This is a genomic window from Streptomyces sp. NBC_00252, from assembly GCF_036187565.1.
Taxonomy (GTDB): Bacteria; Actinomycetota; Actinomycetes; order Streptomycetales; family Streptomycetaceae; genus Streptomyces.
The window spans coordinates 7,873,348-7,896,082 of record NZ_CP108087.1 but is presented as its reverse complement, the minus strand read 5'-3'; the positions used below and the strand labels follow the sequence as shown (position 1 = coordinate 7,896,082).

Annotated in this window: 22 protein-coding genes; 7 read left to right on the top strand and 15 right to left on the bottom strand. The window is 71.3% G+C overall.

Annotated features, from left to right (window positions below; all coding sequences use genetic code 11):
- Positions 1-136 precede the first annotated feature (136 nt).
- On the bottom strand, positions 137-940 hold the full coding sequence (locus OHT77_RS35115) for a G1 family glutamic endopeptidase (RefSeq protein WP_328832415.1): 804 nt from the start codon (positions 938-940) through the stop codon (positions 137-139).
- 359 nt (positions 941-1,299) lie between these two features.
- Here OHT77_RS35115 and OHT77_RS35110 point away from each other — a divergent pair, with 359 nt between their 5' ends.
- A complete protein-coding gene (locus tag OHT77_RS35110) occupies positions 1,300-2,241 on the top strand; it encodes a hypothetical protein (protein WP_328832414.1) in 942 nt (313 codons plus the stop codon).
- 50 nt (positions 2,242-2,291) lie between these two features.
- Positions 2,292-3,020 carry a 3-keto-5-aminohexanoate cleavage protein gene (locus OHT77_RS35105; RefSeq protein WP_328832413.1) on the top strand — a complete coding sequence of 243 codons (729 nt, stop codon included), beginning with the start codon at positions 2,292-2,294 and terminating at the stop codon, positions 3,018-3,020.
- Here OHT77_RS35105 and OHT77_RS35100 read toward each other — a convergent pair.
- Positions 2,990-3,703 (bottom strand): hypothetical protein, encoded by a 714-nt coding sequence (locus tag OHT77_RS35100; RefSeq protein ID WP_328832411.1) that lies wholly within the window; start codon positions 3,701-3,703, stop codon positions 2,990-2,992. The genes OHT77_RS35105 and OHT77_RS35100 overlap by 31 nt on opposite strands.
- A gap of 100 nt (positions 3,704-3,803) precedes the next feature.
- Between OHT77_RS35100 and OHT77_RS35095 the strand changes: the two genes are divergently transcribed.
- Entirely contained in the window at positions 3,804-4,889 is a 1,086-nt protein-coding gene (locus OHT77_RS35095) for an RNA ligase (ATP) (protein WP_328832410.1), read from the top strand.
- 52 nt (positions 4,890-4,941) lie between these two features.
- On the opposite strand, the gene soxR is transcribed toward OHT77_RS35095, so the two are convergent.
- Positions 4,942-5,454: a redox-sensitive transcriptional activator SoxR gene (soxR, locus tag OHT77_RS35090; protein ID WP_328832409.1), complete on the bottom strand. Its 513-nt coding sequence runs from the start codon at positions 5,452-5,454 to the stop codon at positions 4,942-4,944.
- A 125-nt stretch (positions 5,455-5,579) separates the two neighbouring features.
- Between soxR and OHT77_RS35085 the strand changes: the two genes are divergently transcribed.
- Positions 5,580-6,041 carry a MaoC family dehydratase gene (locus OHT77_RS35085; protein WP_328832408.1) on the top strand — a complete coding sequence of 154 codons (462 nt, stop codon included), beginning with the start codon at positions 5,580-5,582 and terminating at the stop codon, positions 6,039-6,041.
- 27 nt (positions 6,042-6,068) lie between these two features.
- Here the strand turns inward: OHT77_RS35085 and OHT77_RS35080 are convergent, their stop codons facing one another.
- From OHT77_RS35080 to OHT77_RS35070, 3 genes are all read right to left on the bottom strand, one after another.
- Entirely contained in the window at positions 6,069-6,692 is a 624-nt protein-coding gene (locus OHT77_RS35080) for a TetR/AcrR family transcriptional regulator (protein WP_043681459.1), read from the bottom strand.
- Between the two features lie 73 nt (positions 6,693-6,765).
- On the bottom strand, positions 6,766-7,011 hold the full coding sequence (locus OHT77_RS35075) for a YiaA/YiaB family inner membrane protein (protein WP_266767169.1): 246 nt from the start codon (positions 7,009-7,011) through the stop codon (positions 6,766-6,768).
- A 99-nt stretch (positions 7,012-7,110) separates the two neighbouring features.
- Positions 7,111-8,262 carry an acyl-CoA dehydrogenase family protein gene (locus OHT77_RS35070; RefSeq protein WP_328832407.1) on the bottom strand — a complete coding sequence of 384 codons (1,152 nt, stop codon included), beginning with the start codon at positions 8,260-8,262 and terminating at the stop codon, positions 7,111-7,113.
- A gap of 93 nt (positions 8,263-8,355) precedes the next feature.
- On the opposite strand from OHT77_RS35070, the gene OHT77_RS35065 reads away from it, so the two are divergent.
- Positions 8,356-8,997, top strand: coding sequence for a TetR/AcrR family transcriptional regulator (locus tag OHT77_RS35065; protein WP_266767171.1), 642 nt, complete (start codon positions 8,356-8,358; stop codon positions 8,995-8,997).
- A gap of 227 nt (positions 8,998-9,224) precedes the next feature.
- Positions 9,225-10,193 carry a DMT family transporter gene (locus OHT77_RS35060; protein ID WP_328832406.1) on the top strand — a complete coding sequence of 323 codons (969 nt, stop codon included), beginning with the start codon at positions 9,225-9,227 and terminating at the stop codon, positions 10,191-10,193.
- A 33-nt stretch (positions 10,194-10,226) separates the two neighbouring features.
- Here OHT77_RS35060 and OHT77_RS35055 read toward each other — a convergent pair whose 3' ends face one another.
- From OHT77_RS35055 to OHT77_RS35015, 9 genes are all read right to left on the bottom strand, one after another.
- Positions 10,227-11,309, bottom strand: coding sequence for a Zn-dependent alcohol dehydrogenase (locus OHT77_RS35055; RefSeq protein WP_328832405.1), 1,083 nt, complete (start codon positions 11,307-11,309; stop codon positions 10,227-10,229).
- A gap of 19 nt (positions 11,310-11,328) precedes the next feature.
- A complete protein-coding gene (locus tag OHT77_RS35050; protein WP_328832404.1) occupies positions 11,329-12,717 on the bottom strand; it encodes an aldehyde dehydrogenase family protein in 1,389 nt (462 codons plus the stop codon).
- A gap of 111 nt (positions 12,718-12,828) precedes the next feature.
- Positions 12,829-13,281, bottom strand: a complete 453-nt coding sequence (locus OHT77_RS35045) for a DUF3574 domain-containing protein (RefSeq protein ID WP_328832403.1) — start codon at positions 13,279-13,281, stop codon at positions 12,829-12,831.
- A 20-nt stretch (positions 13,282-13,301) separates the two neighbouring features.
- Positions 13,302-14,636: an ABC transporter ATP-binding protein gene (locus OHT77_RS35040; protein ID WP_328832402.1), complete on the bottom strand. Its 1,335-nt coding sequence runs from the start codon at positions 14,634-14,636 to the stop codon at positions 13,302-13,304.
- Positions 14,637-14,827: 191 nt separating this feature from the next.
- Positions 14,828-16,051 carry an MFS transporter gene (locus OHT77_RS35035; RefSeq protein ID WP_328832401.1) on the bottom strand — a complete coding sequence of 408 codons (1,224 nt, stop codon included), beginning with the start codon at positions 16,049-16,051 and terminating at the stop codon, positions 14,828-14,830.
- A gap of 23 nt (positions 16,052-16,074) precedes the next feature.
- On the bottom strand, positions 16,075-17,511 hold the full coding sequence (locus OHT77_RS35030; protein ID WP_328832400.1) for a CitMHS family transporter: 1,437 nt from the start codon (positions 17,509-17,511) through the stop codon (positions 16,075-16,077).
- 122 nt (positions 17,512-17,633) lie between these two features.
- Positions 17,634-19,874, bottom strand: coding sequence for a molybdopterin oxidoreductase family protein (locus OHT77_RS35025; protein WP_328832399.1), 2,241 nt, complete (start codon positions 19,872-19,874; stop codon positions 17,634-17,636).
- 118 nt (positions 19,875-19,992) lie between these two features.
- Positions 19,993-20,610: a TetR/AcrR family transcriptional regulator gene (locus OHT77_RS35020; protein WP_266767180.1), complete on the bottom strand. Its 618-nt coding sequence runs from the start codon at positions 20,608-20,610 to the stop codon at positions 19,993-19,995.
- A 64-nt stretch (positions 20,611-20,674) separates the two neighbouring features.
- On the bottom strand, positions 20,675-21,238 hold the full coding sequence (locus OHT77_RS35015; protein WP_328832398.1) for a hypothetical protein: 564 nt from the start codon (positions 21,236-21,238) through the stop codon (positions 20,675-20,677).
- 161 nt (positions 21,239-21,399) lie between these two features.
- Here OHT77_RS35015 and hmgA point away from each other — a divergent pair, with 161 nt between their 5' ends.
- Positions 21,400-22,716, top strand: a complete 1,317-nt coding sequence (gene hmgA / locus OHT77_RS35010; protein ID WP_328832397.1) for a homogentisate 1,2-dioxygenase — start codon at positions 21,400-21,402, stop codon at positions 22,714-22,716.
- The last annotated feature ends 19 nt before the right edge of the window (positions 22,717-22,735 follow it).

Genomic DNA, 22,735 nt, shown 5'->3' with positions numbered 1-22,735 from the left:
GGCCGGTGGGGGCTGAGCGCACAGCTCCCCGCGCCCTTTTCGGGGCGCCACCGAACCGCGTGTCGATGTGCGCGGGCAAAGACCGAGGCTGCCGACGTCAACACGTCGACAGCCTCGGAAATCACCGCGGAACGCGTCAGCTGGCCTTCCAGACGTCGGCGAAGCTGCCGCCGGAGATCGAGCCCGGCTGGGCCCGTACGGCGGAGCTGCTGCTCTTCGTCATGACGATCTCGTTCGGCGAGTAGCTGTCCAGGTTGCTGCCGTTGGCCTTGGCGCCGGTGAAGTTCACGGTGCCGAAGTTGGCGAGGCCCGCGACCGAGCCGCCGACCTCGGGGGCCTCGGCGATGACCTCGGCGGAGGCGTTCTTGAAGCCGGACGAGCCCGCGTGCGTGGTGGTCTTCGTCCAGCCCTCGGTGGAGTCGGTGAGGGTCATGGTGAAGCGCGAGCCGGAGTAGGTCACCGTCGCGGTGAACTTGTCGCCGCCCTTGACCGTGACACCGGAGTACGCGCTCTCGGAGGCGGGCAGCACCTCCCACCAGGCGCCGTAGGTCGCCCTGCCGCCGATGCAGTCGGCTTCCGTACCGGTCTGCTCCAGCGCGGAGTTGCTGTACCCGTCGAGGCCGACCCAGAACGAGGAGTACGTGGTGGCCGAGGAGCAGCTGACGCTCGGCTGGGTCCAGGACGAGGTGACCGAGGTGTACGCGCCGGTCGAACCGGTGGCCGCGTAGCCGGACCAGTTGGTGGAGGAGACGGTGGCGTTGACCTTGCCGGGCTGCGCGAGCCCGTGCAGTGCGTGACTCTCGTGGCTCGCTATGGCCTGGGTGAGCTGGGCCGGGGTGTGCGCGGCGGTCGGGGCGGCCGCGAGCGCGGGCGTCGCGAGGGCGGCGGTGAGGGCGGTGGCGCTGACGAGAACGAACCCGGCGGAAGATCTCGGGGACATGACTCTCCGTCATTCGAGGGGTGGGGTGGGGGGCTGCCGTGGCGGCAGTGCACAGCAGCTTCCGCGAGCCCTCATGTGCATGGCAAGACGGACAAGTTCCTTCAGTCTTGCGGGTATTGGCGGCGCAACACCCGGGAAATCTCACAGGTCCGTTCAAGGTTGATCAATCGCCGGGCAAGACTGACCAAACTTCAGCCCAACGCCCTTCCGCCCCACGACACCCCTGACTTGAGCTGGAGTACGTGACTTCCAGACCGGGGTACGTGCCGACGAGAGCGGAGAGTGCGGGGCGTTCGAGAACGGGGGACGCGCCGCCGACCGAGCCTGAGGTATACGCGCGCTCCGGGCCCGAGAGCGCGGTGTCCGGACCGGAGGACCTCGCGTCCGGCACCGAGGCGATGCCCTTCCATGAGGCACTGCGGGCGGCCATCGCGGCCAGCGGCCTCAGTCTGGACCGGATTCAGGACCGGCTGCTGCGTCGGGGTACCCCGGTGGCGCCGGCGACGCTCAGCTCCTGGCAGTCAGGGCGCTACCAGCCCGAGCGACAACGGTCGTTGGCGGCACTCGCCGTGCTGGAGGACGTCCTACGGCTGCCGCCCGGGGCGCTGACCGGGCTGCTGGGGCCGCCCCGGCCGCGCGGGCGCTGGCTGCCGCCGGACGGGGGTCATCCCGATCTGGCGCGGGCGTGGTCGGACCATCACGACCTCACCGCCGCCCTCGCCGCGCTGGACACCCGCTGGGACGACAGCCTGACCCGGCTCAGTTGCCACAACCGGGTGGACGTGGACGCCGACCGTCGCGTCCGCTCGATGACCAGCAGGCGGGTGCTGCGCGCCGAGGCGGACGGCGCGGACCGCTGGATCGCCGTGTACCGCCTCGACGCACCCGGCCCCGGCCCGCTCCCCCGCTTCCGGCTGGCGGCACCGGCACGGCTCGGCACGGTCGTCGAAATCCCCGAAGAGGGGCTCGTGGCGGCCGAGTTGCTCTTCGACAGCCCCTTGGCGCGCGGCGAGACCGTGATCGTCGACTACACCGTCGAGCACAGGGACCCGCGCCCCTACTCCCAGCGCGCCGAGACCACCATCCACGTCCCGATGCGCGAACACCTCCTGGAGGTCTGCTTCGCCAAGGAATGCCTCCCGCGCACGTGTTACTCCTTCCGCACGAACGGCCTCGACCACCAGCCCCGCGCCGGGCGACCCCGCGAACAACGACTCCGCGTCGACGCGTCCGGCTCGGTGCACGCCGTGGCGTTGGGGGCGGGGCCCTGCCGGGTGGGAATCCGGTGGGTGTGGGGGTGAGGAGACCCGGTCGCGGGGCGGTTGTCAGTGGCGGGTGACACCATCGGGGCATGGTGCAGGTCTGTCTCAACGGGTCCCGTGGGGCCGCCGACGGCTGGATGGTGCCGGTCTCGCCCGGGGCGCTGGCCGATGCCGCGGTGGAGGCCGTCGCGGCGGGGGCCACGGATGTCCACCTTCATCCCAAGACCCCTTGCGGGCATGACACGTTGTCGCCGAGGGTCCTCGCGGTGACGCTGGAGGCGATCCGGGCGCGGGTGCCGGTCCCGGTCGGCGTGACCACGGGCGCGTGGGCGGAGCCGGACCCGGCGGCACGGCTGGAGCGGATCCGCACCTGGACGACCCTCCCCGACCACGCCTCGGTCAACTGGCACGAGCCGGGCGCCGAGGAGGTCGCAACGGCCTTGCTGGACCGGGGCGTCGGCGTGGAGGCGGGCATCTGGTCGGGCACGGAGGGCGCCGCCCGGTTCGCCGTGTCACCACTCCGCTCGAAGGTGCTGCGGGTCCTCGCGGAGGTGACGGACCCGACCGCGGACACGGCAGAGGCGTCCGCACGGGCCCTCCTCTCCGACCTGGGCAACGCCCACGGCCCCCCGGTACTGCTCCACGGCGAGAACGGCGGCAGCTGGCCGGTGCTCCGACTCGCGGGTCAGCTGGGCCTGGCGACCCGCATCGGCCTGGAGGACACGTTGCTCCTACCGAACGGCGAACGGGCCCTGTCCAACGCGCAGTTGGTCACCGAGGGGTTGGCTCAGTACAGGGCGGCCCAGCGCTCGTCGTAGGGCAGGGCGAGGAGTCCGGCCTGTACGGCGAGGTCGGCCTCGCCCTGGGCGTGGAGGCGGGCGGCACCGGGGCCGGCCAACCAGGTGCGCAGGTCTGCCACACCGGCGTCCTCGCTGTCGTCGTACCACCAGGTGAAGGGAGAGGTGTCGGACAACAGGTCGTAGAGCCAGTTCTCGGCGCAGCGCGCGAGGTGCGCGTCCGCGACCGCGCCCGGTATCCACCCGTCCAGGAACGGCATCGCGGTCCCGGCGATCGTGGCGCAGGTCTCGAAGGTGTCGCCGATTCCGTAGGGCGGCTCGGGCAGGGTGAGGGTGTCCTGCCACCAGGCGTGCAGGAAAGCCTCGATCGCTGCGGCCTGCTCGGCAGGCCAGGAACGCCAGTCCACCCGGCTCAGGCCATGGGGGCCGTAGCCGATCGAGCTCAGGGTGCCCTCGGCCATCGCCCGCGCGGCCTGCGGCAGCAGGCGTCGCATCACGGCGGGGTGGTCGTCGAAGTGGTCGGGCACCTCGAAGAGGTAGTACCGCACCACGTCCAGCGGCACACGTGTGTACGGCGTGCGCAGAAACGCGGTCTCCTCCGGCGCGTGGCAGAATCCGCACCCCGTCTCCCCCGGACTCGCGAAGCCGTTGAAGACCGTGTCGATGTCCGCGAGGGCGGCCGTGAGCGCAGGTGACAGGGGCATGGATCCCGAAGCTAGCAGCCGCTAATTCGGTCGCTCCACCCCTTTTGGTTCAGGACAGTTGGGGGCGATGAAACCCAGTTGAGGAACCCGAGGAGTCCCGATGTCGACGCTGCGCGTCACCGCCGAAGTGCTGACCGTGCATGAGCACCCGAACGCCGATGCCCTCGAGTTGGCCCAGGTCGGGCTGTACCGGGCCGTGGTGGCCAAGGGCGCGTTCCGTACCGGTGAGACCGCCGTCTACATCCCCGAACAGGCCGTGCTGACGGTCGAGTTGATCGAGGAGCTGGGGCTCACCGGGCGCCTCGCGGGAAGCAGGTCCGACCGGGTCAGGGCGGTGCGGCTGCGCGGTGAGCTGTCGCAGGGGATCGTGTGCCGGCCGAAGGCTCTCGCCGACGTCGATCTGGCCCAGGCCGCCCTGGACGGCACCGACTTCGCCGAGCGGCTCGGCATCGTGAAGTGGGTGCCGCCGATCCCGCCCACGATGGACGGCGACGTGGAGCACGCGCCCGATCTGCTGCCCTGGGTGGACAACGAGAACATCCAGCGGTTTCCCGGGATATTCGAACCGGGCGAGGCTGTGGTCCTGACCGAGAAACTCCACGGCTCCGCTTGCCTGTTGACCTACTTCGCCGAGCACGAGGGCGGGGACGCGGCCGGTCGCGTACAGGTCTCCTCGAAGGGCTTCGGCGCCAAGTCCCTTGCCCTGAAGGAAGATCCGCGCAACCTGTACTGGCGGGCGATCCGCGGTCACGGCGTCCCCGAGGCCGCCGCCCGTCTCGCCGAACGGCTCGGCGCCCGCCGGGTCGGCATCTTCGGCGAGGTCTACGGCGCGGGCGTCCAGGACCTGACCTACGGCGCCGACGGCCGCCGCGAGACCCTCGGGTACGCGGTGTTCGACGTCTCCGCCGAGATCGACGGCGTCGTGCGGTGGCTGGACGCCGCCCAACTCGTCGACGGCGAAATGCCGTTGGTACCCCGGCTGTACGAGGGGCCGTACGACATCGAGCGGGTGCTGGAGGTCGCGAGCGGGCGGGAGACGGTGTCCGGGCGCGGGCTGCACCTGCGCGAGGGGGTCGTGATCCGTCCGGCGACGGAGCGGTACAGCGCGGTGACCGGCGGCCGGGCGATCGCCAAGGCCGTCAGCCCGGCGTATCTCACGCGGAAGGGCGGCACCGAGTACGAATGAGCACCGGCGGACTCCCTCGCACGCCTCGGGTTCCGGGCCCCGGTCCAGGGTTCTAGTCCTGGTCCGGGGCCCGGTCCTCGTCCCGGGGCGTGCGGCTCTTTCCGCGCTCCGCCCGTTCCGTCATCAGCCGTGAGCCCGCGCCCCGCTCGCCCACCACGTCGTCCGGGTTGGACAGCACGCAGGCCGACAGGGACAGACAGCCGCAGCCGATGCAGTCGGTGAGGTGGTCGCGGAGGCGGTTGAGCTGCTTGATGCGCTCGTCGAGTTCGGAACGCCAGGCCTCGGACAGGCGCGCCCAGTCCTCGCGGGTCGGGGTGCGTTCCTCGGGGAGTTCGGCGAGCGCCTCGCGGATCGTGGCCAGCGGGATGCCGACGCGCTGCGCGGCCCGCACGAACGCGACCCGGCGCAGGGTGTCGCGGGTGTACCGGCGCTGGTTGCCCGTGGTGCGGCTGCTGCTGATCAGGCCCTTGGCCTCGTAGAAGTGCAGCGCGGAGACGGCGGCTCCGCTGCGTGCGGCGAGTTGGCCGACCGTCAGCTCGTGGATCTTCATCGGGATCTGAGGCACCCGTCAGAGCCTACCCACCGCGTCACACCCGTGGTCCGTTGACAGGGACCCCGCGGCCGACCATGCTAAGCAGTTGCTTAGGTATGTGATGACGTGCTGGATGACGCGAGAGGCCGGGACAGGACATGGCAGAGCCGAGGATCTTCACCTCCGTCGACGACCTGCGGGCGGCGGTCGGTGAGCAGTTGGGGCACACCGACTGGCTGGAGATCGACCAGAAGCGGATCGACCTGTTCGCGGACGCGACGGGCGACCACCAGTGGATCCACGTGGACCCGGAGAAGGCGGCGGGCGGCCCCTTCAAGACGACCATCGCGCACGGCTACCTCACCCTGTCGCTGCTTCCGCTCTTCGGCCCGCAGCTGATCAAGGTCGAGGGCGTGCGGATGGGCGTCAACTACGGGACGAACAAGGTCCGTTTCCCCGCCCCGGTCCCGGTCGACTCCCGGCTGCGCGCCACCGCGACGATCACCGGCGTCGACGACGTACCGGGCGGTGTCCAGGTGACCGTCGCGTTCACCGTGGAGCGCGAGGGCGGCGACAAGCCGGTGTGCGTGGCCGAGTCGGTGTCGCGCTACTACCTCTGAGCGACACCGACTCCCCTGATATTGCGGCTACTTGGACCCCACCATCCGGAGCACGAGGTCGGCATAGAGCGCGCCGACCTCGTCCGGCGTCCGGGGGCCGTCGAGGCTGAACCAGCGGGCCACGTCGATGCACAGCGACAGGATCGCGAGGGTGGTGCCCTTCACGTCGGGCACGTCGAAGGAGCCGTCGGCCACCCCGTCCTCGACGATCCCGCGCACCTCGGCGTCGACCTGCCGGCGCAGCGCGAGGATCTCGGCGCGGGCGTCCGGGCCGAGCGAGTCGAGTTCGTACTGCACGACCCGCGCGGTGGTGCGCCCGCCCGCGTGCCAGCGCACGAAGGAGCTGACGGCGTCCGCGAGCCGCTCGGCGGCGCTGCCCTCGCGCCCCGCCGCCGTCCGCAGGATGTCGAGGGCCTTCTCGTGGCCGATCCTGCTGATCCGGTGGAGCAGCTCTTCCTTGGTCTTGTAGTGGATGTAGAGCGCGGCCGGGCTCATGCCCGCGCGGCCCGCGATGTCCCGGGTGGTCGTCGCGTGGTAGCCGCGCTCGGCGAAGGCCTCCACGGCGGCGATCAGCAGCCGCCGGGCCGCGTCGGGCGTGACCTCTGCCCAGGCCTGCGGGTCGCCCGCGGTCGTCTCCTCCGCCGTACTCATCGCTCGTGAACCCCTCTCGATGACAAGGGGTCCACCATACCGCCGAACCTGAGCGAGCGCTTAGTCTCCCCGCTCAGAGCTTTTCGAAGGGGTTGTAGGTGGTACGCGACGCATCCTGCCGGTCCCGGATCACCTTGGCCAGGGTGAAGGAGGACGTGACGAGATACAGGACGGCGATCGCGAGGAAGGCCCGTACCCAGGCGTCGGCGTGCAACTTGAAGATGCCGATGGCGGTCGCCGCGATGGCGACGGAGAAGGACGCGACGGCCTGGCCGTAGAAGGCGGCCGTGTTCTGCGGTTTGCCCGATGCTTCGCTCATGGGGAAAGCATCGGGCGCCACGGCTCCCCCGGCATCCGTGCGGATACTCAACTCGCGTACTCAGAAGGGGTCTTCGGCGGGAGGCGAGAGAAGTGGGCCTCAGAACGCGGAGACGCCCGTCAGCGCGCGTCCGATGAGGAGTTTCTGGATCTGGCTGGTGCCTTCGTAGAGGGTCATCACGCGGGCGTCGCGCAGCAGCTTGCCCGCCGGGTACTCGTCGATGTAGCCGTAGCCGCCGAAGACCTGGAGCGCGTTGTTGGCGGCGCGCACGGCGGCCTCCGAGGCGAAGAGCTTGGCCTTGGAGGACTCGGTGGCGAAGGGCAGGCCCCGGTCGATGAGGTCGGCGACCCGCCAGGTCAGCAAACGGGCCGCGTCCACGTCGACGGCGATGTCGCTGATCAGTTCCTGCACGAGCTGGTGCTGCGCGATGGGCTTGCCGAACTGCTCGCGCTCACCGGCGTACCGGAGCGCCACGTCGAGCGCGGCCTGGGCGATGCCGACGCAGCCCGCCGCGACCGACATCCGGCCCTTGGCCAGCGCCGACATGGCGACCGAGAAGCCCTTGCCCTCTGGGGCGAGCATCGCGGAGGCGGGCACGCGCACGTCCTCGAGGACGATCTCGGCGGTGGCCTGGCCGCGCAGGCCGAGCTTGCCGTGGATGGTGCGGCGGGTCAGGCCCGGGGTGTCGGTCGGGACGAGGAACGCGGAGACGCCCTTGTGTCCCGGGGCGTCGGTCGAGCGCGCGAAGAGGAGGACCACGTCGGCCCACGTGCCGTTCGTGATGAACATCTTGGTGCCGTTGACGACGTAGTCGTCGCCGTCGCGCACGGCGCGGGTGGTGAGGTTGCCGGCGTCGGAACCGGTGCCGGGTTCGGTGAGGCCGAAGCAGCCGACGTACTCGCCGGAGGTGAGCCCCGGCAGCCATTGGCGCTTCTGCTCCTCGTTCCCCCAGGCCGCGATCGACTTCGCGACGAGACCCAGCGAGACGGAGACGATGCCGCGCACGGAGGAGTCACCCCGGCCGAGTTCCTCGGTGACCAGGCAGTACGCGAGGTGGTCGCCGCCCGAGCCGCCGTACTCCTCGTCGACGGTCAGGCCCAGGAAGCCGACTCCGCCGAGCTTCTTGACGATCGAGCGGTCGACCTCCTCGGCCCGGTCCCAGGCGATGACGTGCGGGGCGATCTCGCGGTCCACGAAGTCCTTGGCGAGCCGCCGTACGGCCTCCTGCTCCTCGCTCAGTCCCAGGTTCATTGCGCGTCACCCCAAGTGGAAGGCCGTACATCGACTGCTGCACATTTAAATTAGCACTGCTAGTTTCACTTTCGCAGCCCTACTATGTGCGGCATGGCCCGACCGCGCAAGCCCCTTCTCAGTACCGACCGGATCGTCGAGACGGCGCGGGTGCTGGTGGACGCGGAGGGTCTCGCGGCCGTGTCCACGCGGCGGCTCGCCGCGGAACTGGGGGTGAGTGGGCCCTCGCTCTACAACCACTTCCGCACGAAGGACCAGATCCTGGAGGCGGTGGCCGACTCGGTCAGCGCGCAGGTCGATCTGTCGATGTTCTCGGACGGGCGGGACTGGCGTACGGCGTTGCACGACTGGGCTGTGTCGTACCGGTCCGCGCTCCGGGATCACCCGAACATCGTGCCCGTGCTGGCGACCGGGCCGGGGCGGCGGCCTGCTGGGCTGCGGCTCGCTGACGCGGTCTACGGGGCGATGGTCGACGCGGGGTGGCCTGCGGCTCAGGCCACGTCGATCGGGGCGTTGATGCGGTACTTCATCATGGGGTCTGCGCTGGGGTCGTTCGCCGGGGGGTTCGTCGACGACGAGAGTGCGTACGACCCTGCTGACTATCCGCATCTCGGGCAGGCTCATCTGCTTGCCGAGCAGCAGGAGAAGGTGGATGAGCGGGCGTTCGAGGTGGGGCTCGCGGCGTTGCTGGACGGGTTGGCCGGGCAGTTCGAGGAGATGCGACGGGGCGGTTAGGTTCCGTCGTCTGTCGAGTGGCGGTGGGTGGGGGCTGGTCGCGCAGTTCCCCGCGCCCCTAAAAGACGGTGCGCTGTCCGGCACTGGACGCGCTCCGAAGGGGCGCGGGGAACTGCGCGACCGGCCACGACGTACCGGCACTCGACACGTCACAGACCCCCCACCCCCGACGATCGCGTCCGATTTCCGCCAGCGGGGCGCCGCCCACCCCGTCTAGCCTCGGACGCATGACCACACCCCCGCGCCGCCCCGAACGGGCAGCGGCCGCCGCCGCTGTCGTCACCGTCGTGCTGTGGGCCTCCGCGTTCGTATCCATCCGGAGCGCGGGGTCCGCCTACTCACCGGGCGCGCTGGCACTGGGCCGGCTGGCGAGCGGAGCGTTGACGCTGGGCGTGATCTCCCTCGTCCGGCGGGCAGGGGTGCCGCCCCGGTCCGCCTGGCGCGGGATCGCGGTCTCGGGCGTGCTGTGGTTCGGGTTCTACATGGTCGTCCTGAACTGGGGCGAGCAGCAGGTCGACGCCGGTACCGCCGCCCTCGTCGTCAACATCGGGCCGATCCTCATCGCGCTGCTCGGCTCCCGGCTGCTCGGTGACGCGATGCCGCCGCGCCTGCTCGCGGGGATGGCGGTGTCGTTCGCGGGTGCGGTGACCGTGGGGCTTTCCATGTCGGGCGAGGGCGGTTCGTCCGTGCTGGGCGTGGTGCTGTGTCTGCTCGCCGCCGTCGCGTACGCCGGTGGGGTCGTCGCCCAGAAGCCGGCCCTGGCGCGGGCGAGCGCCCTCCAGGTGACGACGTTCGGGTGTCTCGTCGGCGCGGTGCTGTGCCTGCCGTTCGCCGGGCAGCTCGTCGCGCAGGCGGCTGACGCGCCCGTCTCCGCCACGCTCAACATGGTCTACCTGGGTGTCTTCCCGACCGCGCTGGCCTTCACGACCTGGGCCTACGCTCTCGCCCGGACCACCGCGAGCAAGATGGGCGCGACCACGTACGCGGTGCCCGCGCTGGTCGTCCTGATGTCGTGGCTGGTGCTCGGCGAGGTGCCGGGGCTGCTCACGCTGGGAGGCGGCGTGCTGTGCCTGGCGGGCGTGGCGGTGTCGCGGTCCCGGGCGCGGAACGCGGGGGCCGGGAGCGGTGCGGTTACGGCGGCGGCCCCGGTGGTCGCGGTCGAGCCGCCGCCCGAGGAAGCGCCCGTCGGGAAGTGACCGGCGCTCCCTGCCCTGCCCGCCCGGCTGTCCTCAGAAGATGACCAGGGCCCGTCCGCCCTTCCCCGCCACCATGTTCTCGAAGGCCCCCGGAATCCCGTCCAGCGCGATCCGTTCCGTCACCAGCGAGCCGAGGTCCAGCCGTCCGGCCCTGACGTGTTCGGCGAGCACCGGTACGTCCTTCGCCGGGTCCGAGTTGCCGTAGACGCAGCCGCTCAACGTCCGTCCCCAGTGGAAGAGTTCGAGCGCGTTGAAGGTGACCTGCTGGTCCTTGCCGCCGATGCCGACGACCGTCGTACGGCCGCCCCGACGGGTGGATTCCCAGGCGGTGCGGATGGTGACCGCGCGGCCGACGCACTCGACGGCGACGTCAACACCCTGTTTTCCGGTGAGAGTTCGGATCTCGCGGGCCGTGTTCTCGGACGCGACCACGTAGTCCGTCGCCCCTGCCGCGCGGGCCAACTCCTCCTTCTCCGAGGAGACATCGACCGCGACGATCGTCGTGGCGCCCGCGATCCGGGCCGACTGGAGGGTCGACAGGCCCACTCCGCCGACGCCGAAGACGGCGACCGTCTCGCCCTCCCGGACCTGTGCCGAGTGGTGGATCGCGCCGTAGCCGGTGAGGACCGCGCAGCCGAGGAGGGCCGCGTCCGTCAGCGGGATGCCCTCCGGGAGGGGCAGGACACAGGATGCCGCTACGACCGTTTCCTCGGCGAACGCGGCGACGTTCAGGCCGGGGTGGAGGTCGCTGCCGTCGGAGGCGCGATGGGCGTAGACGTCGGCGGCGCCGTTGAGCGCGTTGGCGCAGAGCCAGACCTCGCCCAGCGTGCAGGCGTGGCACGTGCCGCAGGACGGGGCCCAGTTGAGGATGACCGGGTCGCCGGGTGCGACATGGGTGACGCCCTCCCCCACGGACACGACCGTGCCCGCGCCCTCGTGGCCGAGGACCGCCGGGACCGGCACGCGCATGGTGCCGTTGCTGAGGGACAGGTCGGAGTGGCAGACCCCGGCGGCGGCGAGACGGATGCGGACCTGGCCGGGGCCGGGGTCCGGGAGGTCGATCTCGGCGATCTCCAACGGAGCGCCCACGGCGGGCAGTACGGCGGCGCGGACCATGTGAGGCCTCCTGAGGGGTCTAGAACTGAAGGGACTTGGTCTGGAGGTACTCGGACAGCCCGTGCGCGCCGAGTTCCCGGCCCACCCCCGACTGCTTGTAACCCCCGAACGGGGCACGGGGGTTGAAGCGCCCGCCGTTGATGTCCACCTGCCCGGTCTCCAGCCGCCGTGCGAACGCGACCGCTTCGGCCTCCTCGCCGGCCCACACGGCGCCCGCGAGGCCGTAGACCGTGCCGTTGGCGATGCGGACGGCGTCGTCCTCGTCGTCGTAGCGGAGGATCGAGAGGACCGGGCCGAAGATCTCCTCCTGGGCGATCGTCATGTCGGGGGTGACGTCGGCGAAGACGGTCGGGCTGATGAAGTAGCCCTGCTCGGCGGGGGATTCGGGGCCGCCCGCGACCAGGCGCGCGCCCTCCGCGACGCCCTTCTCGATGTAACTCCGCACCCTGGCCCGCTGTTTGGCGTTGACGACCGGGCCGATGCGGGAGCCGTACTTGGCGGCTGCCGTCGCGGCCAGTTCCACGGCCTCGTCGTACTGGTCGCGGTGGACGAGCATGCGGGTCCAAGCGCTGCAGGTCTGGCCGGAGTTGGACATCACGTTGGCGACGCCGACGTTGACGGCCTTGGCGAGGTCGGCGCTCGGGAGGATGACGTTGGCGGACTTGCCGCCCAGTTCCAGGGCGACCTTCTTGACCGCGGCACCCGCCGTCGCGCCGATCTGGCGGCCCACCGCCGTGGAGCCGGTGAAGGAGACGAGGTCGACGCCCGGGTGTTCGGCGAGGGCCTGTCCCGCGACCGGGCCGAGGCCCGTGACGAGGTTGAAGACACCCGCCGGGATGCCCGCCCCGTCGACCGCCTCGGCGAACAACTGGGCGGTGAGCGGGGTGTCCTCAGCGGGCTTCAGCACCACCGTGCAGCCTGCCGCGAGGGCCGGGGCGACCTTGGCGACGATCTGGTGGAGGGGGTAGTTCCAGGGGGTGATCGCGCCGACCACGCCGATCGGCTCCTGGTAGACGGTCGAGTTGCCGACCTTCTCCTCGAAGGCGTGGGACGCGGCGAGTTCGGCGTACGAACCCGCGACCGCGATCGGCACGCTCGCGTGGACGGCCTGCGAGAAGGCGAGCGGGGAGCCGAGTTCGGCGGTGACCGTCTCGGCGATCTCGTCCTTGCGGGCCGCCAGCACATCGCGCAGCGCCGTGAGGTGGGCGGCGCGTTCGGCGGGCGGGGTCGCGGCCCAGCCCGGGAGGGCGGCACGGGCGGCCCGTACGGCGGCGTCGACATCGGCGGCGGTACCGGCCGGGACCCGGTCGATCACCTGCTCGTCGAGCGGGTTGACCACGTCGATGGTGTCCCCGCTCGCGGCGGGGCGCCAGGCGCCGTCGATGTACATGCCGTCGTGTGCCTTCATCGTGCTGCCTCCCGGGCGTGACTACGTCGTCCGCCTCACAAACTAGCGATGTTAGTTTTCCGGCGCCAGAGACCCCGGGTCACAGACAGCCGGCCACGAACACCCGGTGGCTCAGAAATCGACCCGCGTCCGGTCGTCCACCCGGGCCACCGCCTCCTGCCCGAAGGCCTTCTCGTAGGCCCGCCGGACCTCCTCGATCCTCCGGTCGTTCGCACCCGCGGCCGACACCGGGTACAGCAGGATCAGCTCGTACGACCGCTCCTTCTCGACCCGCCCGTTCGCGTCCCGCCACTGCCCGCGCCCGTCCTGCACCGTCAGCCCGTCCGGGAAGCCGGGCGTGACCTCCTTGTCGACGAAGGCCGCGAACTGCCGCTCGGTGACGGCCGGTCCGCCGTCCGGCCGCTCGGTGCCGAAGAAGAGCTGCGTCTCGATGTACGGCGTTCCGCGCGTCGGCGCGGGAGCGGCCTCGGTGTCGAGGCTCGCGTAGGCGGTGGGGGCCGCGGCCGCCAGGAGGAGACCGGCGACGGCAAGGGCTGACCGGTTTCGGGTGAAGTGCACGTTCATGCACCCATCCGTACCGGTCGTCACTCGTCCAGGTCGGGCAGCCGCGCCGGGGCCGGGGAGATCCGGTCGCCGTGCTGGTCGAAGACGAACAGGTGGTCGATGTCGACGAGCAGCGGGACCTGCATGCCGTGCCGGAGTTCGATGTCGGGGGTGGTGCGCACGACGAGGTCGCCGGGGAGGCGGCCCTCCGGCGGTACGGGGTCGGCCACCGCCTCCACCGAGGGGTCCAGGGCCACCACGGGACCGGCCCGCAGCGCTCCCGCGCGCTCCCGCAGCCGGCCGAGGACACTGCCCTCGCGTCGGCGTCGACGGGCCGGACGGGCCGGGCGCGGGGCCTCCAACTCCGGTACGACGGCGGGCCGGGAGCCGGTGTTGAAGTGGACGAGGACCTCGTGGCCCTGGAACTCGACGTGCTCGACGAGGCCGCTGATCGCCACCTCGCCGGGGCGGGCGGCGGCGGGCTTGGCGATGCGGACGGCCTCGGAGCGCAGGCCGACGATGACCTCGCGGCCCTGCTGGACGCGGAGCAACTGGTGGTCCAGGCACAGGGGTTCCGGCAATCGGAGGTACTGCTTGCCGAGGCTGATGGTCATCGCACCGTCCAACGGGGCCCGGACCAGGCCCCGGAGGAGGTTGATGCGCGGGGTGCCGATGAAGGCGGCGACGAAGACGTTGCGGGGCAGCGCGTACACCGAGCGCGGGGTGCCGACCTGCTGGAGGACCCCGCCGCGCAGTACGGCGACCCGGTCGCCGAGCGACATGGCCTCGGCCTGGTCGTGGGTGACGTAGACCGTGGTGACGCCCAACTTGCGGGTGAGGGAGGAGATTTCGGCACGGAGGTGGTTGCGGAGTTTGGCGTCGAGGTTGGAGAGCGGCTCGTCCATGAGGAACGCGGAGGGGTGGCGGGCGATGGCGCGGCCCATGGCGACGCGCTGGCGTTCGCCGCCGGAGAGCTGGCTGGGGAAGCGTTCCAGGAGGTCCTCGATGCCCAGCATGCGGGCGGTGGCGTCGACGCGGGCGCGCGGGTCCGCGCCGGGGGTCTCGATGCGCAGCGGGAAGCCGATGTTGTCGCGGCTGGTCATGCTCGGGTAGAGGGCGAAGTTCTGGAACACCATCGCCATGTCCCGTTCGGAGGGCGCGAGTTCGTTGGCCAGCTCGCCGTCGAGCCGCAACTCGCCCTCGGTGATCTGCTCCAGGCCCGCGATCATCCTCAGCACGGTCGACTTGCCGCACCCGGACGGCCCGAGCAGTACGAGGAACTCCCCCGGCGCGATGTCCAGTGACATCCGGTCGACCACGCGGACGCCTCGCGTGTAGGCCTTGCTCACGTCGTGCAGGGAGATGGCGCGTGTCATGACGAGTGCCCCCGGGGGCTCACTTGGGCGACGGTGCTCCGCGATCCGGACACCTCGCACGGGCCGTACGAGGCTTGTGAGTCACGGAAGCTAACGGAATGTGCGCGCCGGAGGGAAGAGACCGGACGGGATCGGGCGGGTCGGTCCGGGTGGTGAGAAAACGGACGATCGCGTTCAGTCGGCGGACCGCTTCAGCGCACCCTGTTGCGCTGCTTCAGGGGGTCGCCGACTCCCTTGCCCGCCTTGGGTGTTCGCGCTGGTGAGCGCAGTGCGACGGCCGCCGAGAGCACCAGCAGCGCGCCGAGCATCACGAACGGCGCGGCCACGCCCGCGACTCCGGCGACGAGGCCCGCACCGGCGGGTGCGGCGACCTGGCCGAGACGGTTGCCGGTGAGCCGTAGGGCGAGGGCGGTGGAGCGGGCGTCGTCGGGGGCGGCCTGCACGACCGTGGTCATGGAGAGGGGCTGGCCGACGCCCAGGCAGAAGCCCAGGACCGCGAGCATCAGGCCGATGGCCCACACCGGGAGCGGCAGGGCGATGCCCGCGCACAGGACGCCCGCCAGGAGGCAGGTCGCGGTCAACAGGGCCGCCCTGCCGAGGAGTTGGAGCAGCGGGGTCAGGACAAGACGGCACGCGATGGTGGCCGCCGCGCGGATGCTGAGCAGGACGCCGATCACGGAGGGCGCGATGCCCCGGTGTTCGCCGACCACCGGGAGGTAGGCGGTGAGGATGTCGGTCGCGGAGAGCACGGAGAGGCTGATGAAGATGCCCGCGGGGACGCCCCGGGCGCCCAGGATGCTCCGCATGGGCACCGGATCTCCCTGCTCCGTACGGGACTTGACGGCCGTGCGGTCCTCGATGCGCCACAGGGAGGTGAAGGAGACGGCGGCGCCCGCGCCCGCGACGAGGAGGGCGCGGGCGCTGGTGCCGGCCATGTCGGAGCCGCCGATCAGGGCGCCCGCGGCGATGGGGCCGATGAGCTGGCCGAGGGAGGCGCCGATGGTGAAGTGGCCGAAGTTGCGGTCCTGTTCGTGCGGGGCTGACTGGCGGGCGACGAGCGACTGGGCGCCGATCACGAAGCAGAGGTGGCCGAGGCCCATCACTCCGCTCCACATGGCCATCGTCCACAGGGAGTCGGCGAGTCCGCTGAGCGCGCAGCCGCCGGCGATGAGGATCACGCCGACGGGCAGCAGGGGTGCGCAGCGGCCGTGGTCGGTGCGGCGGCCGAGCGGTACGGCGGCGAACAGCGGGAGCAGCGCGTACACGCCCGCGATGACGCCGATGGCCCGTTCGTCGGCGCCGAGCGCGAGGGCCCGGTAGGAGACGGCGGGGCGGGCCATCGACACCGCCCCCTGGGTGAAGCTGAAGGCGATGACGAGGCGGAGCAGCCAGCCGCGGTTCCTGCCGGGCGCCATGGTGAAGTCCCTTGTGCCGTGGGTCAGATGATGCCGAAGAGGATTCCTGCCCCGAGCACCACCAGTGATGTCAGGGCGGCCCACTTCACGACGAACCGGGTGTGGTCGCCGAACTCGACCTTGGCCATGCCGACCAGGACGTACACGGCGGGCACGAGCGGGCTGGACATGTGCAGGGGCTGGCCGACGAGGGAGGCGCGGGCGATCTCCAGGGTCGAGACGCCGTGGGCGTTCCCGGCCTCGGCGAGCACCGGGACGATGCCGAAGTAGAAGCCGTCGTTCGACATGAAGTACGTGAGCGGGATGCTGAGCACGCCGGTGACGAAGGCCATGTGCGGGCCCATGCCGTCGGGGATGTTGCCGACCAGCCAGGTCGCCATGTGGTCGACCATGCCGGTGCCCTGGAGGACGCCGGTGAAGACCGCGGCGGCGAAGACCATGCCGGAGACGTTGAGGACGTTCTCGGCGTGGGCGCCGAGGCGGGCCTTCTGGTCGGGCATGTGGGGGAAGTTGACGGTCAGGGCGAGGGCGGCGCCGAGCAGGAAGAGGACCGGGATCGGCAGCAACTCCATGATCATGGCGGTGAGGAGGGTGACCGTGAGGAGCGCGTTGAACCAGTACAGCTTGGGGCGCAGGGTGGGCCTGTCGGGGTCGAGTCCCTGGAACCCCTCGTCCTCGTCGGGGAGTTCGGCGTCGACGTCGGTGCCGGAGCCCGAACTGCCGTTGACCCTGGGGTCGTTGCCGACGCCCGGACCACCCGTGCGGGCGCGCTTGTCGCCGCCGGCGCCCACGAGGACCGTCTCCGACTCGGCGGGCTCCTCCACGAGCACCTCGTCCAGCGTCAGCACGCCGAGCCGCTTGCGCTCGCGGCGGCCGAGGACGTAGGAGAGGACGAGGACCGCCAGCATGCCCACGGCGAGGGCCGGGATCATCGGGACGAAGATGTCGCTGGCGCTGACCTTGAGGGCGGTCGCGGCGCGGGCGGTGGGGCCGCCCCAAGGGAGCGTGTTCATCACGCCGTTGGCCATCGCGGCGACGCCGGTCATCACGACCAGGCTCATCTTCAGGCGTTTGTACAGCGGGTACATCGCCGAGACCGTGATCATGAAGGTGGTCGAGCCGTCGCCGTCCAGGGAGACGATCGCGGCGAGGACCGCCGTGCCGACGACGATGCGCAGCGGATCCGCCTTGCAGAACTTGAGGATCCCCCGCACGATCGGGTCGAAGAGGCCCACGTCGATCATCACGCCGAAGTAGACGATCGCGAACATGAGCATCGCCGCGGTGGGCGCGAGGCTGGTGACGCCGTCGATGACGTAGTCGCCGAGCTTGGCGCCCTTTCCGACGAAGACGCAGAACAGCGCGGGTATCAGCACGAGCGCCGCGATCGGCGACATCTTCTTCAGCATGATCAGGACCAGGAAGGTCGCGATCATGGTGAAACCGAGGATGGTCAGCATGAGTGGAACACCTAACGTTCGCCTTTGAACTCCCACCAGGGACGGCGGTCCGACGACGTTAGGTCGCGCAAAGCTGCGTTAACAAGATGTTGACGCGCGAGCAATAAGCGCAAAACTCCAGGTCACAGCGGTGAGGTGAGGGCGGCGACCTCCACGGGCACGCCGTTGAGCACCGCGTTGCCCGACAGCGGGTCGAGCTGACTGCCGTCCAGCAGCTGGTTCACGTTGACGCCCGGATCGGTGGCCGCGTGGCTGAGCCGGGTGCCGGGACGGTCGTGTCCCCACCCGTGCGGGAGGCTCACGACCCCGCGCCGCAGCCCGTCGGTGATCTCGGCGGGGGCGGTCACCTCTCCCCCGGCGCCCTTGACCCGGACCGGCGCCCCGTCGACGACACCCAGCCGCTCGGCGTCGTCGGGGTGGATGTGCAGGGTGCAGCGGTTGGTGCCGCCGGTGAGGGCGGGCACGTTGTGCATCCAGCTGTTGTTGGAGCGCAGATGCCGGCGGCCGACGAGGACGAGTCCGTCGGCGCGCTCGCTCATCGCCTGCCGGAGCCGGGGCAGGTCGTCGACGATCGGCCGCGGCAGCAGTTCGACCTTGCCGCTACGGGTCTTGAGGGGCTGCGGGAGACGGGAGGCGAGCGGGCCGAGGTCGATGCCGTGCGGATGCGCGAGCAGCTGCTGAAGGGTGAGCCCGTCGGGCCGTACGCCGAAGCCGTCGCCGTACGGGCCCAGGCGCAGCATCATGTCGAGCCGCCGCTCGGGGCCGGTGTCACCGGTGAGGTGAGTGGCGACCTCACTCGCGTCACGGCCGTGGACGGGCGAGTTGGGGTCTGTGACGGCCTTCCCCAGAGTCTGGTCGATGACCATCGTGTCCACGGCGGCGGGGTCGGCGCCGTGCATGCCGCTCGCGGCGAGGATCAGCCGGGCCAGGATCTCGGTCTCGGCCATCCGGCCGGGTTCCAGGGGGATCGCGGGGCGGGTGTAGCGGACCTGGTTGCGGACGGCGAGGGTGTTGAACGCGAAGTCGTGGTGCGGACTTTGGGACGGCGGGGGCGGCGGCAGCACCACGTCGGCGTGGCGGGCGGTCTCGTTGAGGTACGGGTCGACGCTCACCATGAAGTCCAGTGAGCCGAGCGCCTTGTCGAGGCGGGCGCCGTCCGGTGCGGAGAGCACGGGGTTGGCGGCGACGGCGATCAGCGCGCGGATCGGTTCGCCCTCGGCGGTCGCGGTGTCGATCTCCTCGGCGAGCGCGGAGAGCGGCAACTCGCCCTTGGCCTCGGGGTATTGACTTACCCGCGACCGCCAGCGCCCGAGCGCGAACCCGCGGCCGGGTCCTGCCGGCCGGGGTGTCCGGTCGGTGGCGGCCTGCGGGAAGAGGGCACCGCCGGGCCGGTCGAGGTTGCCGGTGAGGATGTTGAGCACGTCGACGAGCCAGCTGGCGAGGGTGCCGTGCGGGACGGTGCAGCTGCCGATACGGCCGTAGACGGCGGCAGTTGGGGCGGCGGCGAGCTCGCGGGCGAGGGCGCGGATCTCGTCGGCGCCGACGTCGCAGGCGCCGCTCACGGCCTCCGGGGTGAAGTCCCGGACGGCGGAGCGGAGTTCATCCACGCCCTCCACATGCGGGGCCAACTCCCCCAGTTCCACGAGGTGTTCGTCGAAGAGGACGTAGGTCATCGCGGCGAGCAGCAGGGCGTCGCCGCCGGGCCGCACCGCGACATGGCGGTCGGCGAGCTTGGCGGTGCGGGTGCGGCGCGGGTCGATGACCGTGAGGGTGCCGCCGCGGGCTTTGAGGGCCTTGATCTTGCCGGGGAAGTCGGGGGCGGTGCACAGACTCCCGTTGGATTCGAGGGGGTTGGCGCCGATGAGGAGCAGATGGTCGGTGTGGTCGAGGTCCGGGACCGGGATCGCGTTGGCGTCGCCGTAGAGCAGACCGCAGGAGACGTGTTTGGGCATCTGGTCGACCGTGGACGCGGTGAAGACGCTGCGGGTGCCGAGGGCGCCGAGCAGGACGGTCGGGTAGAGGGCGCCGGCCATGGTGTGCACGTTCGGGTTGCCGAGGACGACACCGACGGCGTGCGGACCGTACCGCTCGACGACCGGGCGCAGTCCGGCCGCGACCGCGTCGAACGCCTCGCCCCAGGTGGCCTCGCGCAGCTCGCCGTCCCGGCGGACGAGCGGGGCGCGCAGCCGGTCGGGGTCACTGTCGACGGCACCGAAGGAGGCGCCCTTGGGGCAGATGAACCCCCGGCTGAACACGTCGTCGCGATCACCCCGGGCGCCGGTGACCCGGGTGCCCTCGATGGTGAGCGTCAGCCCACAGGTGGCTTCGCACAGGGGGCAGATACGCGGGGCGGTGCGGGACACGGGGCCTCCCAGGGCTTCGTCGCCTCTTGGCGGCGAGCATACCGAGCGGTATGGGGGGTGGCGAGGGGGGTGGGGGGTGCGGTCGTGAATCCGCGGGGGGTGGACGCCGGGCCGCGGTTCAGTCCAACACCCGCGCCAGATAAGCCCGCAACAGCTCCCGCGTCTCCCCGATGACCTTCTCGTCGCCCTCCGGTGCGACCCGGAACGCGAGGTGGACGAGGGCGTCGGCGGTTTCCACGGCGATCAGGAAGATGCGGCGGAGGTCGTCGTCGGGGTCGCGGGCGAGGTAGCCGGAGAGGAGGTCGGTGAGGCGGTCGGCGACGCGGCGGTTGGGTTCGGCGTGGCCCGAGCCGATGGGGATCTGGTTGCCGAAGTCGACGAGGGAGAAGCCGGGCGCGGTGCGCTTCATCGCGAGGTACTCGTCCAGGACGGCGTCCACGGCGGCCCGCCAGCCCTCGGCGCCGGTCTCCTTGAGGCGCTCGGTGACCCGCTCCGTGTACCGCTCGAGGTTGCGCTGGGCGAGGGCGTCGGCCATCGCGCGCTTGTTCCCGAAGAAGCGGTAGACCGAGCCGATGGGGACACCGGCGCGCAGGGCGACGGCCCGGGTGCTCAGCGCGTCGTAGCCGACCTCGTCGAGGAGGTCGGCGCAGGCGTCGAGGATCCTGGTCAGCCGTTCGGCGCTGCGCCGCTGCACGGGCGCACGCCGGAGCGATGTCGGGTGGGGCACGGGCTTCATGATGCCTTTCCGCCGTGATCAGGAGAAGCGCGAACCTGAGTACGGAACTGGGTGTCCCTGGCACTCATTTCTCCCCCTGCGTCGGTGTGGGGCCGGGGACCTTGCTGCCGTCGGGGGTCGCCTGGGCCGCCGATGCCGTGATGTCGGCCGTGCTCTGCACCGGTCTGCCGTGGACGGCCCACACCGTGCCGTCGTCGGCGTAGAGGCGCGCGGTGACGTGGTGGGTGCCGTGCGGGACGAGGCCGGCGGCCAGGTGGTACTCGGGGACGCGGAGGCGCGCGACGGTGCGCCCGTCCACGAGGAGACGGACGGTGCCGCGCCCGGCGACGGCCCGCGGCCGCGCGCCGGCCGGCGAGAAACGGAAGTCGTGGACGGTCAGCCGGACGTCCCAGCTGTCGTCGGCGGCGTCGGGCTCCACCTCGATGCCGACCTCGGGGGCGCCGCTCTTGCTCACCTCTCGGTAGTGCCGGCCCTGCTCGTCCGTGTTGTCGAGGACCTTGCCGACCGGCGAAGGGGACACCCCGCCGCCCTTCCCCTTTTTGGCATCACCGGAGCCGCAGCCCGCCGATCCGGCCAGCAGCAGGGCACAGACCGCGAGCGCGGTGAGAAGTGCGCGCGACCACGACATGCGGGGGAGAGTAGAACACCGGTCCGACAGCCGGATCCCCCCAGAGGTGGGTTCTTGGTCTCCGTGAGTCGGATTTTCGGCCGCTCCCCCTTCTTCCTCTTGCGCCCGCGAAACCGCAATCCTACGGTGTTGCATAGGAATCAGCTGGCTAGGGAGCAGGCATGAGCGGGGACGCGCGCAAGACGGCCGAGGGACTGACCCACCTCACGGGTTTCGGCAACGAACACAGCTCGGAGGCCGTGCCGGGCGCCCTGCCCGAGGGCCGCAACGCCCCGCAGCGCGCACCGCTCGGCCTCTACGCCGAGCAGCTCAGCGGTACGGCGTTCACCGAGCCGAGGGCGCACAACCGGCGCTCATGGCTCTACCGCATCCGCCCCTCGGCCGCGCACCCCGCGTTCACCCGCGCCGACAACGGCCGGATCCGTACGGCACCCTTCACGGAGTCGGTCCCCGACCCGAACCGCCTGCGCTGGAACCCGCTCCCCGCCCCCGCGCCCGGCACCGACTTCCTGGCCAGCCTGTGGACCCTGGGCGGCAACGGCGACGCGACCCAGCGCACCGGCATGGCCGTGCACCTCTACCACGCCGACGCCTCGATGGACCGGGTCTTCAGCGACGCGGACGGCGAGCTGCTGATCGTCCCGGAGCGCGGCGGACTGCTGCTGCGCACGGAGTTCGGGCTCCTCCATGTGGAGCCGGGACATGTGGCGTTGATCCCTCGTGGGGTGCGCTTCCGTGTGGAGCTGCTGGATGCTTCAGCCCGCGGATATGTGTGCGAGAACTATGGGGCGCCGTTCCAGCTCCCCGACCTCGGCCCGATCGGCGCCAACGGCCTCGCCAACGCACGGGACTTCCGCGCCCCGGTCGCCGCGTACGAGGACGTCGAGGGCCCGGTCGAGGTGGTGAACAAGTTCTGCGGCAACCTCTGGACCGCGACCTACGACCACTCGCCCCTCGACGTCGTCGCCTGGCACGGCAACCATGTGCCGTACGCCTATGACCTGCGCCGGTTCAATGTGCTCGGCTCCATCTCCTACGACCATCCCGACCCGTCGATCTTCACCGTGCTGACGTCTCCGTCGGACACTCCGGGCCTGGCCGGTGTGGACTTCGTGGTCTTCGCGCCGCGCTGGCTGGTGGGCGAGGACACGTTCCGGCCGCCGTACTTCCACCGGAACGTGATGAGCGAGTACATGGGCCTGATCGAGGGCGCCTACGACGCGAAGGCCGAGGGGTTCGTGCCGGGCGGCGGCTCGCTGCACAACATGATGTCGGCGCACGGCCCGGACCGGGAGACCTTCGACCGGGCGAGCGCGGCCGAACTGCGTCCGCAGAAGATCGACGACGGGCTGGCGTTCATGTTCGAGACCCGGTGGCCGGTGACCGCGACGGTCCAGGCGGCGGAGGCCGGACACCTCCAGCAGGACTACGACGGCGTGTGGCGGGGCCTGCAGCGGCACTTCCGCCCCTTGCCCTGACGATCCCCGACCGGTACGG